Genomic DNA, 15,124 nt, shown 5'->3' with positions numbered 1-15,124 from the left:
CATTCCCGTCAAAAAAGCCATGAAATTAAATTGCATTACCGTAGATGACGAACCACCTGCACTCGGGCTGCTCAATACTTTTGTGGTGCAAACTCCTTTTTTAAACTTAACGGGCCAGTATGCCAACGGGGTAGAAGCGCTACAAGCCATTCATAACCAGCCAATACACCTTGTTTTTTTGGATATTCAGATGCCAGATTTAAACGGAATGGAGCTGGCGCGGATTATCAGCCAAACAAATTCATTGGTGCAGACCCGCATTGTGTTTACCACGGCCTACAACCAGTTTGCGGTCGAAGGCTACAAAGTAGATGCGCTGGATTATCTGATGAAACCATTCAGTTACGAAGAGTTTTTAAGGGCCGCCACCAAGGGAAAAAACCATTTTGAGTTGGCTGAAAATAACCTTCAAGACAACTGCATGTTTGTGAAATCTGACTACAGACTGATTCGGGTAGATTTTGATTCTATTTTATACATCGAGTCATTCAAGGATTACGTCAAGATTCATCTCACCGCGCCTGCCGCTCCCATCATTACGCTGAGCCGCCTGAAAGCCATCGAAGACAAGCTACCTCCCTCAAAGTTTCTCCGGATACACCGCTCGTTCATTGTCGCTATTCATAAAGTAGATTCTATTAGTAGAAATGCCGTTTCTATCGGAAAAACAACGCTTTCCGTGGGCGATTTGTACAAGGATGCTTTCAAAGAATTAATGGGAGTATAGGGGAAGTTAGGCTTATACAGGAGACAAATGGGGTTTGTTTGCCCGAACTTATTTCCCTGGTTAGAGAGTGCGTCTGTCGATAAATTCATCCTCTCTGGCTGATTTTTATTGTGGTTATTGACGCAGAATAGTAGTTTTAAAGTTGCTTAATTTATTTAAGTAGATAGATAATAGTCTTACACCCCTTTGGCACTGCGGGAGGGGTGTTTTTATATGCCATACTCATTGGATTATGTTGTTAAAGAAAACGATGACGTTCCGAAGCAGTTAGCCGCCGAAAATGTTTGAAAAACGTACTAAAAAAGAGTGATTGACGTTATATTTCTAAGTGTAATGCGTTATAAATCACAAACTTCTATTTTATTTCCATGAAATCCAACGTTCTACTTTTTAGCCTTGTATTAGCAATGGGATTATCGGCTTGTGAAAAAATAGACTCCGAAGAACCACCAATCCCTACTGTACCAGAACTGACGCTTGCCGAAAAAGCGAAAAAATATACCGATGAACATCCCGATATTCAGTCTCCCTTGATAGTTAATGCCCTTCCTAAATCGGTAAATGTTGCGCTGGGTACTGTATTCATTGATACTTTTAAGTTTGGTTACAATGCACAGGAGCAATTAGTGCAAATCTCTACGGATAAAGGTCCGGTACTTGATATTACCCTTGACCAAACGGCTCGGAAAGCTACTGGTAAATTTGGTAAGCAGGAACTCAATTTTCAACTCAATCAGAACGGATTAGCTGAAAGTGCCGTAGGTTTTTTTCCAAGTGGGAAGGAGGCCAATAATCAATATTTTTATAAAAATGGCTATTTGGTGGCCATGACGGATAAACTTTACCTGACAACCTTAAAATACAGCGGAAACGGAGATTTATTGGAGTGGAAAGGTACAACCCATCAAGGGGAAAGAGTCAATATATCATACGAATATACTGATTATCCCAATACCATTCGTCAGGAAGTTACCTATTGGACGACTAACCATTTATCTTTCAGAGGTGATTTTTTAGGGAAATACAGTAGTAAATTGCTGAAAAAGGCAGTAATCGGTGTACCTTCCTTAGGTGGCAGTACTTTTGTGCTTGATTTTGAATATACCTTTGACATTAAAGGCCGTGTTTCTAGAATGCTGATTAAACGAGATGCATTGTCAGATGTTTTGTATGAATATCGTTATTAGAAACCACCTCGGTCAATATTGCTTTACTCGTCGGATAAAAACCGACGAGTTTTTTTATGGATTTTTAAAAATAACCACCGTTTGATATTTGCCAATCTGCCTCTACCTTTGACTTCTTGTTTTAAACTTCATTAACGTACTGCAATGAAAAAGACCGTAACCGTTTTATTATCAGTAATTTACTTGACTGTGCTTGTGTCCATGGATGTTGCTTCCCAAAACCCTTTTTTTAGTAACTACAACACGCCTTTTGGCGTGCCGCCCTTTGCTCAAATCAAAAATGAGCATTTTGAACCCGCCTTTATCGAAGGTATGAAACAACAGGCGGCGGAGATTGCGGCCATTGCCGCCCAAAAAGAAGTGCCAACCTTTACCAATACGATTTTGGCGCTGGAAAACAGCGGCGATTTGCTGGACCGCGTCGGAACCGTGTTTTTTAATTTTAATAGCGCCAATACCAACGACGGTATTCAGAAAATTGCGCAAACGCTGTCGCCCAAAATGTCTAAGCACCGCGACGATATCCAACTGAATGCAGAATTGTTCAAGCGGGTAAAAACCGTTTATGACCAACGTAGTACCGCAAAACTAACGCGAGAACAGCTGATGTTGCTCGAAAAAACCTACAAAAGCTTTGTGCGTAGCGGCGCGGCACTCTCGGCCGAAAAGCAAGAACGGATGCGTAAAATCAACGCCGAAATGTCGCTGCTGACTTTAAAGTTTGGTCAGAATCTGTTGGCAGAAAACAACAATTATACGTTAGTCATTGATAAAAAAGAAGACTTGAGTGGCTTGCCAGAGTCGTTGATTGCCGCCGCTGCCGATGATGCTAAAAAACGTAAAATGGAAGGTAAATGGGTGTTTACGTTACAAAACCCCAGCATTATGCCTTTTTTGCAGTACGCCGATAATCGCTCATTACGGGAAAAGATTTTTAAAGCCTACCTCGAACGCGGAAACCACAACGACGCTTACGACAACAAAGCCATCATGACAAACATCGTGGCGTTGCGGGCCGAAAAAGCAGCCTTGCTTGGTTACGAAAACCATGCGGCCTACGTGTTGGAAGAGAGTATGTCGAAAACGCCCGCCAAAGTGAGCGAATTGTTGAATCAATTGTGGACTGCCACCGTGCCCGTGACCAAACAGGAAGCGACTGAGTTGCAGACGTTGATGGACAAAGACGGCAAAAACGAAAAACTAGAAAGTTGGGATTGGCGCTACTACGCCGAAAAATTGCGCAAGCAAAAATACGACCTCAACGAAGAGGAATTACGTCCTTATTTTTCGTTGGAAAACGTGCGTAAGGGTATTTTTACGCTTTGCGAACGACTCTACGGCCTGAAATTTGAGCCGCGTGCCGATATTCCCGTGTACCACGAAGAGGCCACGGCTTATGAAGTAAAAGAGACCAATGGGCAACACTTGGGCGTCATATACATGGATTTTCATCCGCGTGCGAGCAAGCGCGGCGGTGCTTGGATGACGAGTTACCGCAAGCAAGAAATGGAAAACGGCAAGCGCGTAGCTCCGGTAGTTTCCATCGTTTGTAATTTTTCCCGCCCTTCGGGCAATGCCCCCGCCTTGCTCAGCATGGATGAAGTGCAGACGTTCTTTCATGAGTTTGGGCACGCATTGCACGGTCTACTTTCCAACGTCAATTATGGAAGCCTGTCGGGCACGTCGGTGCCGCGTGATTTTGTGGAGCTGCCTTCGCAAATCATGGAAAACTGGGCCACCGAGCCAGAAATGTTGAAATTGTACGCCAAACATTACCAAACAGGCGCGGTGATACCTGAGGCCCTTATTGAAAAAATGAAAAAAAGCAGTTTGTTCAATCAGGGCTTTGAAACGTCGGAATACTTGGCGGCTTCGTTGTTGGATATGAGTTATCACACCCTAAAGCCTGGGCAAACGCCGACGGATGTACTGACGTTTGAAAAAGAAGCGATGGACAAAATCGGCCTGATTTCTCAAATCCCGCCGCGTTATCGCACCACGTATTTCCAGCATATTTTCTCGGGCGGGTATTCGGCAGGCTATTACAGCTACATTTGGTCGGCGGTGTTGGATGCCGATGCTTTTGAAGTTTTTAAGCAAAAAGGCCTTTTTGACCCCAAATCGGCTCAATCTTTCCGTAAAAACGTACTCGAAAAGGGCGGAACCGACGAGCCGATGGCACTTTACCTCAACTTCCGTGGCGCCGAGCCAGACATTAAACCGCTCCTGCGCCGTCGGGGGTTGATGAAGGACGTGAATTGAGGAGTTATCCGTTAATAGTTATCCATATTAAGGAGATTTGATTAAGGAGATTTGAACGTTTGTTCAGGTCTCCTTTTTTGCTTTGGAGAAGCCCGAGTCTTGGGGGTAGATGCAATAATCGGGTTTGCTTTCCATCAGCCAATAAGGCCTGTCTATCCTTTCGATTCCGGGCTTTATCCTATTTTGCTTTCTGCGGGATTAATTCCGACTCACCTTTACAGCACCAATTATACAACCATGAAAAAAATTTATTTTCTTCTCGCTATTACACTTCTTGCTTCTGCCCTCCTGACGCCCGCAATGGCGCAGTTTCCGATGGGGGGAGCCGCTCCGACCAAAGCCCTGCCCGGAACGGCGGGCGACCAAACCCCGAAAGGTAGCTCTAAAATTACGGGTTTTGTGGTGGATTCATCAGTTACTAAAGCCGTCGAATTTGCCAATATTGCGCTCTACAACAAAAGCACTGGCAAAGCCGTAGATGGGACTGTTGCTGACGAAAAAGGGAAATTTGTTTTGAATAAAATCGTGGAAGGAGAGTATCGTTTGCTCATTTCTTTTCTGGGGTTTAAGAACAAAACGATTGAAAACATAACGCTGACCAAAGGTCAAGAACTAGAGCTGGGGGTGATAAAGCTAGGAACTAATGTGCAGACCCTCAGTGAAGTAGTTGTGACTGGGCAGGCCGCTTTGATTGAAGAAAAAGTGGACCGCTTGGTGTACAATGCCGATAAAGATATCTCGGCCAAAGGAGGAGACGCGGCCGATGTATTGCGCAAAGTGCCCTTGCTCACAGTAGATTTAGACGGTAACGTATCGCTCCGGGGTAGTCAAAATATTAGGGTGTTGATTAACAATAAACCCAGTACTATTATTGCCAGCAGTGTTTCCGACGCGTTGAAACAAATTCCTGCCGACCAAATCAAAACTGTGGAAGTGATTACTAGCCCGTCGGCAAAATACGATGCCGAAGGCTCGGCAGGGATTATCAACATCATTACCAAGAAAAACAGCCTTCAGGGAATGAACCTGAACATAGACGGTGGCGTGGGCAACCGAGGCTCTTCGCTGGCCCTCAACGGAAGTTACCGAAAGGGGAAAGCAGGATTTACGCTCGGTGGATTTGGCCGCGCCAACTACAACGTAATTACCAAAACGAGCCTGGAACAAACGGGCATCGTCAATGGTATCACCACGCTGACCCGACAAACGGGCGATGGTAGCAGCAACATGTTGTTTGGGCAATATAACCTTGGTTTTGACTACGACTTGGCCAAAAACCAAAGCATCACCGCTGGGGTACGTTATGGGGTTCGAAACATGGTGAACCAGCAAGATTTGGTAACAAGATTGTTTACCAACGGTGTGGGTGGATTGGCTTCGAGCCGCAATGTAGATGCTAAAAACCTGTCAGGAACGGTTGATATCAACGTGGATTACCTGCATACTTACAAAAAACCGCAGCAAGAATGGAGCATTTCGACGCTCTACAGCCGCAATGGCTTGACGAATGATTTTGACGCCAATTTATTGAACGGCGAAGGCAGCCTGACGAGCCGCCAACGAAACCTTAACGCTAACGTAAATCAGGAATTTACGTTGCAAACGGATTATCAAACACCGATTAAGAAAAACCAGTTGCTAGAATTTGGAGCAAAAGGGATTTTTCGGGAAGTTACCAGCGATTACCGCTACTTATTGGCGGGTCCAACGGGTGAATTTACCAAAGAAATCAATCAACCCTCTGGCGAGCTGATTTATCACCAAAACATCGCGGCGGGCTACACATCTTACACCTACACCACTAAAAAGCGTTATACTTTCAAAGGAGGATTGCGCTACGAACACACATTCATCGACGCCAGCACCCGCGAAGGTGGTCCCATCGGAATCGGTGATTATGGCGTCTTGGTGCCGAGCGTCAACGCTTCCAAAACCATTAAAGGTACGACCTTAAAATTGGGCTACAACCGACGGATTCAGCGCCCAGGATTGCAGCAGCTGAACCCTAACTTCAACGCCGCCAACCCCCAAAATATCACGATTGGTAACCCAAGTTTGCGGCCTGAATTGACCAACAACTTTGAATTAGGATTGAGCAAAACCATCAAAAAAGTATTTGTAAATGCTACCTTTTTCGGGCGCGTGACCAATAATGCCATTTCGCAAGTACGACGCCCTTCCGACACTCTGGCGGGTGCGATTGTGACTACGTTTGAAAACATTGGTCGTCAACACGCTTACGGGACCAACATTTTTGCCAACATTGCCGTTACCTCCAAAATCAACGTAGGGATTTTCTCAAATGTATTCTACACTACCCTGAGCGGACAAGCAATGGGAGAGAACGGGGTGTCACAAAATCTCACCAATGACGGTTTTAACGTAAGTGGTGGGTTGTTTTCGCAGGCACAATTTAAAAATGGTTGGGGGGCGCAGGCATTTGGATTTTTGCAAGGTTCGCAGGTGCAGTTGCAGGGAATGCAGGGAGGATTCGGTTTTTATACCGTAGGAATCAAGAAAGAGTTTAAAAACAAAAAAGGCAGTATCGGGTTGGCGGGAGAAAACTTCCTGAGCCGTCGTTTCAACATCCATACCGAACTCAATTCTGCCCAATTCAATCAGGTAAGTGATGTGTACCTTTACAACCGAGGTGTGCGTATGACATTCACCTACAAAATTGGAAAAATGACCATGGAAGCTCCTAAAAAGAAAGCCCGCTCGGTCAACAATGACGATGTAAAGACGGAAGGAAACGGCCAAGCGGCCCCTGGAGCAGCTCCCGCAGGCGGTGCCTCAAGACCTTAGTGGACTATTTTTAACCTATTCATAATTAACGTATTATAACTTAAAAATCCTAACAAAATGAAAACAAACAAACTTTTGGTTGCAACATTGGTCGCCTTCGTTTCAATCAGTTCGTACGCCCAAACGGTGGATGAAATCGTGGATAAACATATTGCGGCAATGGGCGGCGCGGATAAATTAAAAGGGGTAAGTACAATTGTGATTGAGCGCACACTCTCGGTTCAAAACATGGAAATTCCTAACAAAACGACGGTGATGGTGGGCAAGGCCTTGCGTACGGAATCGTCGGTAATGGGTAATTCTATGGTGCAGGTGGTGGAGGGTGCTACGGGTTGGATGATACGTCCCGCCATGATGGGTGGAACGGGAGACCCAGAAGACATGCCTGCCGAAATGGTGAAGCAACAGTCGGGCCAATTAGACCCATTTGGCGAGTTGTATAATTACAAAGACAAAGGCAATAAAGTAGAGCTGGTAGGCAAAGAAAAAGTAGAAAAAGACGATGCTTATCACCTCAAAGTTACGACGAAAGACGGTCAGGTGATGGAGCAATACATTGATGCTAACACCTTTATGTTGACCAAGCTGAAAACAACGATAAATGGTCAAGATGGCGAAATTATGTTTTCAGATTATAAAGAGGTAGAAGGCATCAAGATGGCCAATACCATGGATATGACTAGTCAAATGGGAGCCTTGACTTTTATCACCAACAAAGTGACGGTCAATGCAAAGGTAGACGAATCTATTTTTAAGAAGCCAACGAAGTAAGAAGTGAAGAGGCTACACATTTTCTTCACCATCTGTTGAACACAAAGCCGCTCCGAAAGGGGCGGCTTTGTGTATTTACTAGTTATTCAACAGATTATTTTCATGGCTTACTCTCTACGACTAACCTCTGCGATAGGGGCGGTCAAATTTTTGATTGTGTTGGTGGGCCGCTAAACGTTGACGTTGTACGGGTGTCAAAACGGACCAAATTTCGCGTTGTTTTTCGTTTTCCAAACGCTGAATATCTCGGCCACTGAGACGTCGTCCTTTCAGGATGCGGTCATAATGATTCTCGATTCTTTTCAACTCATTCTCCTGCTTACGCGTCAGTTTGACGATGTTATCCAATCGGTTGATTTTTAGTTCTTCGTAGGCATTATCAATTCGAGGATTGTCGAATTGTGGTGCCTGATTAGGACGTTGGCTTGGATATTGGCCGCGTTGGGCATTGACAGTTGCGATGCTCAAAAGAGCGAAAGCGGCGATGGCTAAGATGGTCTTTTTCATGGTTGCTGTTATTTGAATTGCTTGTTTTTTGTTGGTTTACGAAGGTTAGAACGAAATGAAAACCCAACGTTTAACGCACTTTTAGTCTAATCTACCAATCGACTGTTCTAGTAGATGGTCTCAAAAAACACACCGATGAATGGAAATATATTTTTTCTTTAGCCCCAATCCCATGTCGCCATTTTGGGGAGAAGAGGCTTCAATGATTCCTTGTTTGATTAGCAATTTAGCCTCAGAAAACTCATTCGTAACTGGGTCGTACCATTGACCGACTATTTCCAAAAAGTTGGTTTTTTGTTTGTTCCCCCCAGTTCTCGGCAATCACTACAGGCCGCACTGCCAGTGGTATACCAAAGTTCTTGGGAACCAGGAACGGGGAATTCTACCAAAATTAGATGAGATAACATCTCAAACATCCTTATCGCTTCAGATGCTGGTAATGTGTCGATAGGTTCGCAGGAGCTATCCAAGAAAGTAAGTCCGCCCAGATTTTCTGTAATAAATAGTCGTTTTTCTTGCATCGAAGACGCGCTAAAAAAACCAAAAACAATTTCATTTGGGTCGCTAATGCACAAAATATTGCCCGTTACTTGCGATGGCTGAGAATCAAACAGCCCACCCGTTACTTCGTTGGTTCTGGAAAGTGCATTCCAGTATTCAAATTCCTGCTGCGAAATTCCATACTGTTTTACCAGAATACTGTATTTAATCCGCAACTTATCACCGAGTACAGGCACAAACGTAATCGGTACATCCCGAATAACATCCTCACTGAGTTTAATGGACGAGGCAACCGTAATCAGCGTCGATTTTCGATTATCCCAACACCTATTAACATCTTCTGTTCGCCCCTTAATTTGTTTGCCAATTACTTCATAGCCAGTATACAGTGGCATTTGATACTCCCAGGTTTCTTCAAAATTCCACCGGTAGAAGCGGGTCTTATTCAACGGGTCATGCGTATTAACATTGATTTGTACGCCTGTTTTGTCTGGACTCACTCTGTAAGTGACACTATCAATGGGAGGCGTTTGCATGGCTGGTACATACTGAGAGATGTATTCTTTGCCGTTTTTTGTACGGATATGGAGTCGGAATTTTTCGTTATCTAAATAAGCAATGGCTCCCACTGTATAAATTCCGGGTTGCATTTCTACAAATTTAAAATTGCTGCCTTTGTCACCTTCTACACTGACCGTGGCCTCCCGCTCCACCATGGGCGGGTCTTTCTCATTGATATTTTGGGTGCGGCTCAATTTAATTTGGCTGGTAGTCAAAGGGCTGACATTCAAGGAGCCATCTACTACCAGAAAGCTGGCCGCCTGCGTGATTTCTGGAGGCATATAGGGTTGAACACAACTATATGCTAAATACAACCCCAACGACAGTATGGATAGATAGAGTAACTTAACGTGATTTTTCATGACTTATCGGACTTATTCTATAAAGTTCTGTCTCTCATTAGAATACCTACAACAAGCACCTATTTTTTTGGATTTCATCGGGCCGCTTCGAGGCCACATATCATTTATTGATTATTAATGGGAGTCGTTTTATGTCCCTATTAAGTCGCTTTAATGACAACTTTTCCCGTTCCATTTCATTCACTATTGGGCACACTTAACACAAGACCGATATTTGTACCCATACTTCACTGTATAGTAGTCGAGTATGCCATTGAAAGTTTTTTATTATAAACAGCCCTTAAAGGTGTATTCACATGTAAGATGCATTAATGATAAATTTCATATAAATAAACAATAAACCTATTAAAGCTATGGACTACTCATTGCCACAGACCATCGATAATCACCTTGGTGAAAAATTGATTTTTAAGCGAATACTACATGAGCCAGACGGTGATGTTTTGATTGGCGAAAACTTTGTACAACCTGGTAGCGGCCCACCCATGCATACACACTGGCTGCAAGACGAAGGTTTTACAGTCTTAAAAGGCCGAATAGGCTACCAATTGGCTGGAAAGCCTAAGCAGTACGCAAATGTAGGGGAGTCGATTGTGTTCAAAAGAGGCGTTCCTCACCGTTTTTGGAACGATGGCTCGGAGGTGTTGCACTGTGAAGCGTGGTTGAAGCCCGCAAACACCATTATATTTTTTCTGAGTAGCATCTTTGCCGCTCAAAATAAATCAGGCAAAGCCCAACCTGAATTTTTTGATGCGTCTTACCTTCTCACCCGCTATGCGAGTGAATATGAAATGAACGAAATACCATACTTCGTCAGGAATGTTGTGATGCCTATTGCGTATCGAATAGGTAGGCTATTTAATAAGTATGAGCATTTTAAAGATGCCCCCGAACCAGTAAAATAACCTTAAAAAGGGTCAGAAACTTGCTAAATATTAAAATCTATCTACAGTTTAGCAAAGGGGACGGCAGAGGAAATCACACCAGTGGTAGGGTAACTCGAAATTCGCGCCCGTCATCCTCAATGATGGGCGCGGGTTGCCCAAGCATTCGGTACTTGGTAAGGATGTTACTCAGTCCTACGCCGTTGCTCAGCACCCGAGTGGATTTGCGCTGTATGTTATTGCTGACTACCAGCTGGTTGGTCTCATTAAGAAACAAATTGATGGTTAGCGGCTGCTCGGGCAATATGACGTTGTGCTTAACGGCGTTTTCAATCAGTAGTTGGAGTGTCAAGGGGGGGAGTTGGCGCTCTTCACCGTTGGACAAAACATTTGCGGTTAATATAAGCGAATCTCCGTGGCGAGTTTTGAGTAAGTGGTAGTATGAGTTAAGAAAGTCAAGTTCTGCCGATAACGGCACCAACGTTGCATCGTTGCAGCGGAGTAAATAGCGATATACAGAACTCAGCTCTTCGCTAAAAGTTTCGGCTTTCTGAGGATCTTCGCCGATTAGGGCCGTTAACGAGTTAAGGCTATTGAACAAAAAGTGTGGATTGACTTGCTGGCGTAGCGCATCTAATTCGGTTTGCATCTTTGCCTTTTTGAGGTCTTCGGCATCCGTCAGGGCCAAACGATAAAGTTTTAGATAATAAATAACTTCATAGACGCCACCGACAATGAAAGCAAACGAAATGGCCATTGCAATATGGGTCAGATACACGCGGGGTGTTGGGGCAGCAATCAGGCCCGTAGGATCAATCTGGCTGAGCCCCCAGGTTTCTATTGGCTGTATCAAGGAGATGAATACCGCGTAACCGATAAACGTAAGTAGAACGCGCCGACCAGTATTATCAATCTGAAAATAGTTGGCTCGTGCTTGAAATACCCACCAGCGTAGTAATTCCCAAGCAGTACCAGTTGTTATCAATCCCCAACCAAAGGTCAGCCATACCAATGACCAATTAAATCCGTACTCACGTATGTAGAAGAACACAAACGGTAGAACAGCCACCGGAACCCCGATGAGTCGAAACCATTTATCGTTGGGTTTAGCACGTTGAGAATCGTAGGTAATTATTGTTTGCACACCGAATCAAAATAGAGAATGTTATGGTAAAAATACAAATTTAGGGATGATAGGCAAAGCGCTAATGACCTAAAAAAACACAAAATCATAAAGGGGGAAACCATTAGGTAATTTCTGTTAAATCTAAGCTATCTTTTGTACGAAAAAGAATGTATGTCCGGCGGCACCTTCGGCCACAAAATGACGCTTCATGATCGTAAATCCGGTTTTAATCAACCAAGATTGATAGGTGTCGGCATCGGCATGACTCCAGTACATAAGCGTACCAGATTCAATCCAGTTTGTTTCTGTGCCTGTCCACTCATCAGCCCCCACCACACACAAAAAATAGCCGTTGGGCCGTAGCCATTGATAAACAGCATTAAGTAACGCCGATTGTTCGGCTAAGGGAACATGAATAATGGAATACAGCGCAATAACGGCATCAAATTCAGCGTCCAGAAAGGTCAACGTTGCCATATCCGCAACCTCAAAACGAGCCTTCGGAACGTTATGGCGGGCCAGCTTGATTTGAACGGGCGAAATGTCAATTCCCAAATACTTGACACGTTGACTTAAAAAGCGGGCCGTTGGGATCCCATCAGCGCAGCCCAATTCAAGAACGTTTGCTTCCAACGGTAAACGTTGGGTTAATTCGTTTAACCAATAACTGTAACGCTCTGGATCTGCCTCTTCATGGTTCATTCGGTAGCGGCTGCCCAATTGGTCATACCCTTGCTGTACAATACGTTTGGGATCTTCCATGACCTGATGCGTTGGTGAAATTTTCTTCATTGACAACGAAGGCAAACAACTGCTTTTGATCAATGCGGCTGCTTTTTCAGTTGCAGATAATCCAAAAAGTAAATGACTTTGAGGGAAAGATTATTGTTTTGGTCGGCTTGCAGGGTGTTTTGTAAGTTATCGAAATAACGTTCATCGGCAACGTTTGAACCGTGAAACGTAGCATTTTTCCAGACCACATTCAAAAAACTTCCCGGGGCAAACTGCCACGTATAGACCATATCGACGTTGAAATAATTGACATTGCGGTTTAACGGATCGGAAAGTTTGGCGCGGGGCGTCAATGCGCCGTCGATTTGCAACGCGAAGAATTCTTTGTTATTAACGGTGCTTGCATAATGTCTTGCTCGGAAAGTGAGCCCCATTTTGTTGGTAAAACTGTATTTTAAATTGAGTACGTTATCAATCGTGTTTACCTTACGCAGGGCAAAAATGATGCTGTTGTCGGGCAAGGTAGTGGTATAACCCATGCCACGCGGACGAGGCAAAAAGCCCAGCCGATAATTGATGGAAAACCTACTGTTGAATCGGTAGGTTTGGCCTAAAAAGAGGTCAATCCCGTTGAGATCATAGAAATTGAGAAACATTCGGTCGAAAAGCTCGGCAGTAAATGAATATTTTTTTGCCGAATTACTTTCTATCCAACCACCCAACGTAACGCTTTGGCCTCGGCTATAAACGTGGCCCATTTGGCGTGGTTCATAAAAGTCGTTCTCGAAGGGACGGTAGTTGAGCATGAGTCCAAACCAAATCAATTTTTTTGTTTGAGCGTTGATATTCAACTGAATACGAGCGTTTTGGTATTTGCTTTCGATATTCCCAATGGGCGAGTACAAATAGCTGATGTCCGAATTTAGGTTGAACATCAACCGATTGTACCAGCCTTTGGGTTCAGTAAAGCGATAGCCGGCATAGATACGATGATTGATAAAATTGTTGTTGGTAAAATACCCTAAGTCATTGCTGTTGAACTTGGTATCGGTCAATTCCTGCGCCACATTGAATGTAAATAGACCGCTGGTTTTGGCAAAAGTAAGGGTATGGCTGTAGCCAGTACTGTTGGGCGTAGCGGCATCTTTGAAGTTTAAACGGCTGATTGCTGCGCTTCCCGCGAGGTTGTAGGTATTTTTCTTGTCAAAAAAACTGAACAGGCCCGCGCTCACATTGGCGTTGTAGTTACTGCTGCCCCGAATCACGCTTGTATTGACAAAACTGACGCTCGAATTGTGTTTCAGCGTTTGGTCAAACACGACAATGTTATAATTGGTTGTTGGGTCGGTTTCAAAGCGACGGATTTCACCGTTTTCAGTATTCTCAATGAGGGCGTGTTGTGGTCGGGTAATAGCATTTAAGATACCGATGCCTAACCCATTTTTGGTACGTCCCGAGATTTTGGTGGCATTGAGCAGTTTGGATTCAGTTGGGTTTTTAGCAATTTTTTCGTTGGAATTCAATGCGTTATATGCTTTGCCTAAGTGAATGGGCGTACCGCCGATGCGTCGGGAATAAAACAGGTTGCCTTTGTTAAACAGCTCCGTTCCTTCGGTAAAAAAAGTGCGGTTTTCATTAAATTTTACTTCAAAAGGCGTCAGATTAAGGACTTGGTTATCGCTTTGTACTTGTCCGAAATCGGGAATCAACGTGGCATCCAACGTAAAAGCCTGATTCAAGCCTAACTTTAAATCAAGACCACCGGAAACTTGATTTGTCCAATTTTTTTGTCCAGCTTCATTCATCGGAAAATGATTGGCATACACCGAAAAATAGGGCGAAAACTGAAGTCTGAGCGGAGGTTTGATGTCGGTAATTCCCGTCCAGAAGCCTTCTTGGGTCAAAAAGCCGTTTATGTTGGGATTGATGGCGTTCCAGGTGTATTGCTGCTCCGTTTTTCGGCGGCGGCGTGTGATGTTTAAGCCCCAATTTTGTACCTTATCTTTGCTGAATCGAATGGCAGAATAAGGGAGAAAGATCTCGAACGACCAGCCTTTGTCGTGCATCACCACCGCACTTTTCCAAACGGCGTTCCAACTGAAATCTTCCCCGCCGTTGTCGCTGTTGGTGTTGGAGGTCATTTTGGCGTCCCATTGCTCGCCGAGCGGCGTGACGAAGTACTCAAAACCGTTGAGTTTGTCGTTGTAGGTGTCAAAAATGATTCCGATGTAGTCGTTCATGCCGAAACCATCGCGGCCTTTCAGTTCTTTGGAGACGCTGTCGAGGCTTCGCTCAAAGCAGGTTCCGCTAAAGTAAATTCCCTCATTGTCATACATCAAAAAGGTTTCGGTATGATTTCCCTGCTCTTCTTTACGCCCGATTACGGGGCGAAACTCCGTGTAATCGTCGGCTTTGGCGGCGTCTTTCCAAGCCAAATCCGTTAATTTTCCATCAATGACAACGGGTAAAGTGGTGCGTTGGGCAGGAAGATTTTTGGGAATGATTTGACCGAATAAAGGGTAAGAAAAGACGGTGCAAAACAGAAGTAAACGCAGTAGTAAACTGTTTTTCATGGGAGAAAGGGGAATGGCTGTAGTACGTTTTATTCAATGACACAAAGCTATCTCAAATTTGCATGACGCCTTCTTAAATAATGTTAAAGGGTCACAAATCCTGATCGGGAGGTATTTTTTAGTCAA

Annotated in this window: 12 protein-coding genes; 6 read left to right on the top strand and 6 right to left on the bottom strand. The window is 44.2% G+C overall.

Translation table 11 applies throughout. The features are described from left to right. Nucleotides 1-19 precede the first annotated feature (19 nt). The 5 genes from DVG78_RS14195 to DVG78_RS14175 all read left to right on the top strand — a co-directional run bounded on the left by DVG78_RS14195 (nt 20) and on the right by DVG78_RS14175 (nt 7,752). Nucleotides 20-727: a LytR/AlgR family response regulator transcription factor gene (locus DVG78_RS14195; RefSeq protein WP_114461724.1), complete on the top strand. Its 708-nt coding sequence runs from the start codon at nt 20-22 to the stop codon at nt 725-727. A gap of 368 nt (nt 728-1,095) precedes the next feature. Then, nucleotides 1,096-1,914 carry a hypothetical protein gene (locus DVG78_RS14190; protein WP_147277082.1) on the top strand — a complete coding sequence of 273 codons (819 nt, stop codon included), beginning with the start codon at nt 1,096-1,098 and terminating at the stop codon, nt 1,912-1,914. 144 nt (nt 1,915-2,058) lie between these two features. After that, nucleotides 2,059-4,176, top strand: a complete 2,118-nt coding sequence (locus DVG78_RS14185; protein WP_114461722.1) for a M3 family metallopeptidase — start codon at nt 2,059-2,061, stop codon at nt 4,174-4,176. Between the two features lie 237 nt (nt 4,177-4,413). Beyond that, nucleotides 4,414-6,981, top strand: coding sequence for a TonB-dependent receptor (locus tag DVG78_RS14180; protein ID WP_114461721.1), 2,568 nt, complete (start codon nt 4,414-4,416; stop codon nt 6,979-6,981). Nucleotides 6,982-7,038: 57 nt separating this feature from the next. After that, complete coding sequence (locus tag DVG78_RS14175) at nt 7,039-7,752, top strand: LolA-like protein (protein ID WP_114461720.1); 714 nt, start codon at nt 7,039-7,041, stop codon at nt 7,750-7,752. Nucleotides 7,753-7,872: 120 nt separating this feature from the next. Here the strand turns inward: DVG78_RS14175 and DVG78_RS14170 are convergent, their stop codons facing one another. From DVG78_RS14170 to DVG78_RS14165, 3 genes are all read right to left on the bottom strand, one after another. Continuing rightward, a complete protein-coding gene (locus DVG78_RS14170; protein ID WP_114461719.1) occupies nt 7,873-8,259 on the bottom strand; it encodes a hypothetical protein in 387 nt (128 codons plus the stop codon). Nucleotides 8,260-8,379: 120 nt separating this feature from the next. Continuing rightward, entirely contained in the window at nt 8,380-8,541 is a 162-nt protein-coding gene (locus DVG78_RS30080; protein WP_158550031.1) for a hypothetical protein, read from the bottom strand. Next, on the bottom strand, nt 8,532-9,683 hold the full coding sequence (locus DVG78_RS14165) for a DUF4249 domain-containing protein (protein WP_114461718.1): 1,152 nt from the start codon (nt 9,681-9,683) through the stop codon (nt 8,532-8,534). Before DVG78_RS14165 ends, DVG78_RS30080 begins: the two co-directional genes overlap by 10 nt. Before the next feature lie 353 nt (nt 9,684-10,036). Between DVG78_RS14165 and DVG78_RS14160 the strand changes: the two genes are divergently transcribed. Beyond that, nucleotides 10,037-10,588 (top strand): cupin domain-containing protein, encoded by a 552-nt coding sequence (locus DVG78_RS14160; RefSeq protein WP_114461717.1) that lies wholly within the window; start codon nt 10,037-10,039, stop codon nt 10,586-10,588. A gap of 73 nt (nt 10,589-10,661) precedes the next feature. Here the strand turns inward: DVG78_RS14160 and DVG78_RS30360 are convergent, their stop codons facing one another. The 3 genes from DVG78_RS30360 to DVG78_RS14145 form a co-directional block, all read right to left on the bottom strand. Further along, complete coding sequence (locus tag DVG78_RS30360; RefSeq protein WP_229598230.1) at nt 10,662-11,711, bottom strand: sensor histidine kinase; 1,050 nt, start codon at nt 11,709-11,711, stop codon at nt 10,662-10,664. A gap of 123 nt (nt 11,712-11,834) precedes the next feature. Further along, nucleotides 11,835-12,485, bottom strand: coding sequence for a class I SAM-dependent methyltransferase (locus DVG78_RS14150; RefSeq protein WP_229598229.1), 651 nt, complete (start codon nt 12,483-12,485; stop codon nt 11,835-11,837). 29 nt (nt 12,486-12,514) lie between these two features. Then, complete coding sequence (locus DVG78_RS14145; protein WP_199563254.1) at nt 12,515-14,998, bottom strand: DUF5916 domain-containing protein; 2,484 nt, start codon at nt 14,996-14,998, stop codon at nt 12,515-12,517. Nucleotides 14,999-15,124 lie beyond the last annotated feature (126 nt).

This window comes from Runella aurantiaca (genome assembly GCF_003339505.1).
GTDB lineage: Bacteria > Bacteroidota > Bacteroidia > Cytophagales > Spirosomataceae > Runella > Runella aurantiaca.
The sequence above is the reverse complement of the archived record's forward strand: the minus strand, read 5'-3'. Positions and strand labels throughout refer to the sequence as shown.

Excerpts from the sequence above, each read along its gene's own strand:
- DVG78_RS14195 (WP_114461724.1), top strand. The coding sequence starts at position 20 with ATGAAATTAAATTGCATTACCGTAGATGACGAACCACCTGCACTCGGG.
- DVG78_RS14190 (WP_147277082.1), top strand. The coding sequence starts at position 1,096 with ATGAAATCCAACGTTCTACTTTTTAGCCTTGTATTAGCAATGGGATTA.
- DVG78_RS14185 (WP_114461722.1), top strand. The coding sequence starts at position 2,059 with ATGAAAAAGACCGTAACCGTTTTATTATCAGTAATTTACTTGACTGTG.
- DVG78_RS14180 (WP_114461721.1), top strand. The coding sequence starts at position 4,414 with ATGAAAAAAATTTATTTTCTTCTCGCTATTACACTTCTTGCTTCTGCC.
- DVG78_RS14175 (WP_114461720.1), top strand. The coding sequence starts at position 7,039 with ATGAAAACAAACAAACTTTTGGTTGCAACATTGGTCGCCTTCGTTTCA.
- DVG78_RS14170 (WP_114461719.1), bottom strand. The coding sequence starts at position 8,259 with ATGAAAAAGACCATCTTAGCCATCGCCGCTTTCGCTCTTTTGAGCATC.
- DVG78_RS14165 (WP_114461718.1), bottom strand. The coding sequence starts at position 9,683 with ATGAAAAATCACGTTAAGTTACTCTATCTATCCATACTGTCGTTGGGG.
- DVG78_RS14160 (WP_114461717.1), top strand. The coding sequence starts at position 10,037 with ATGGACTACTCATTGCCACAGACCATCGATAATCACCTTGGTGAAAAA.
- DVG78_RS14150 (WP_229598229.1), bottom strand. The coding sequence starts at position 12,485 with ATGAAGAAAATTTCACCAACGCATCAGGTCATGGAAGATCCCAAACGT.
- DVG78_RS14145 (WP_199563254.1), bottom strand. The coding sequence starts at position 14,998 with ATGAAAAACAGTTTACTACTGCGTTTACTTCTGTTTTGCACCGTCTTT.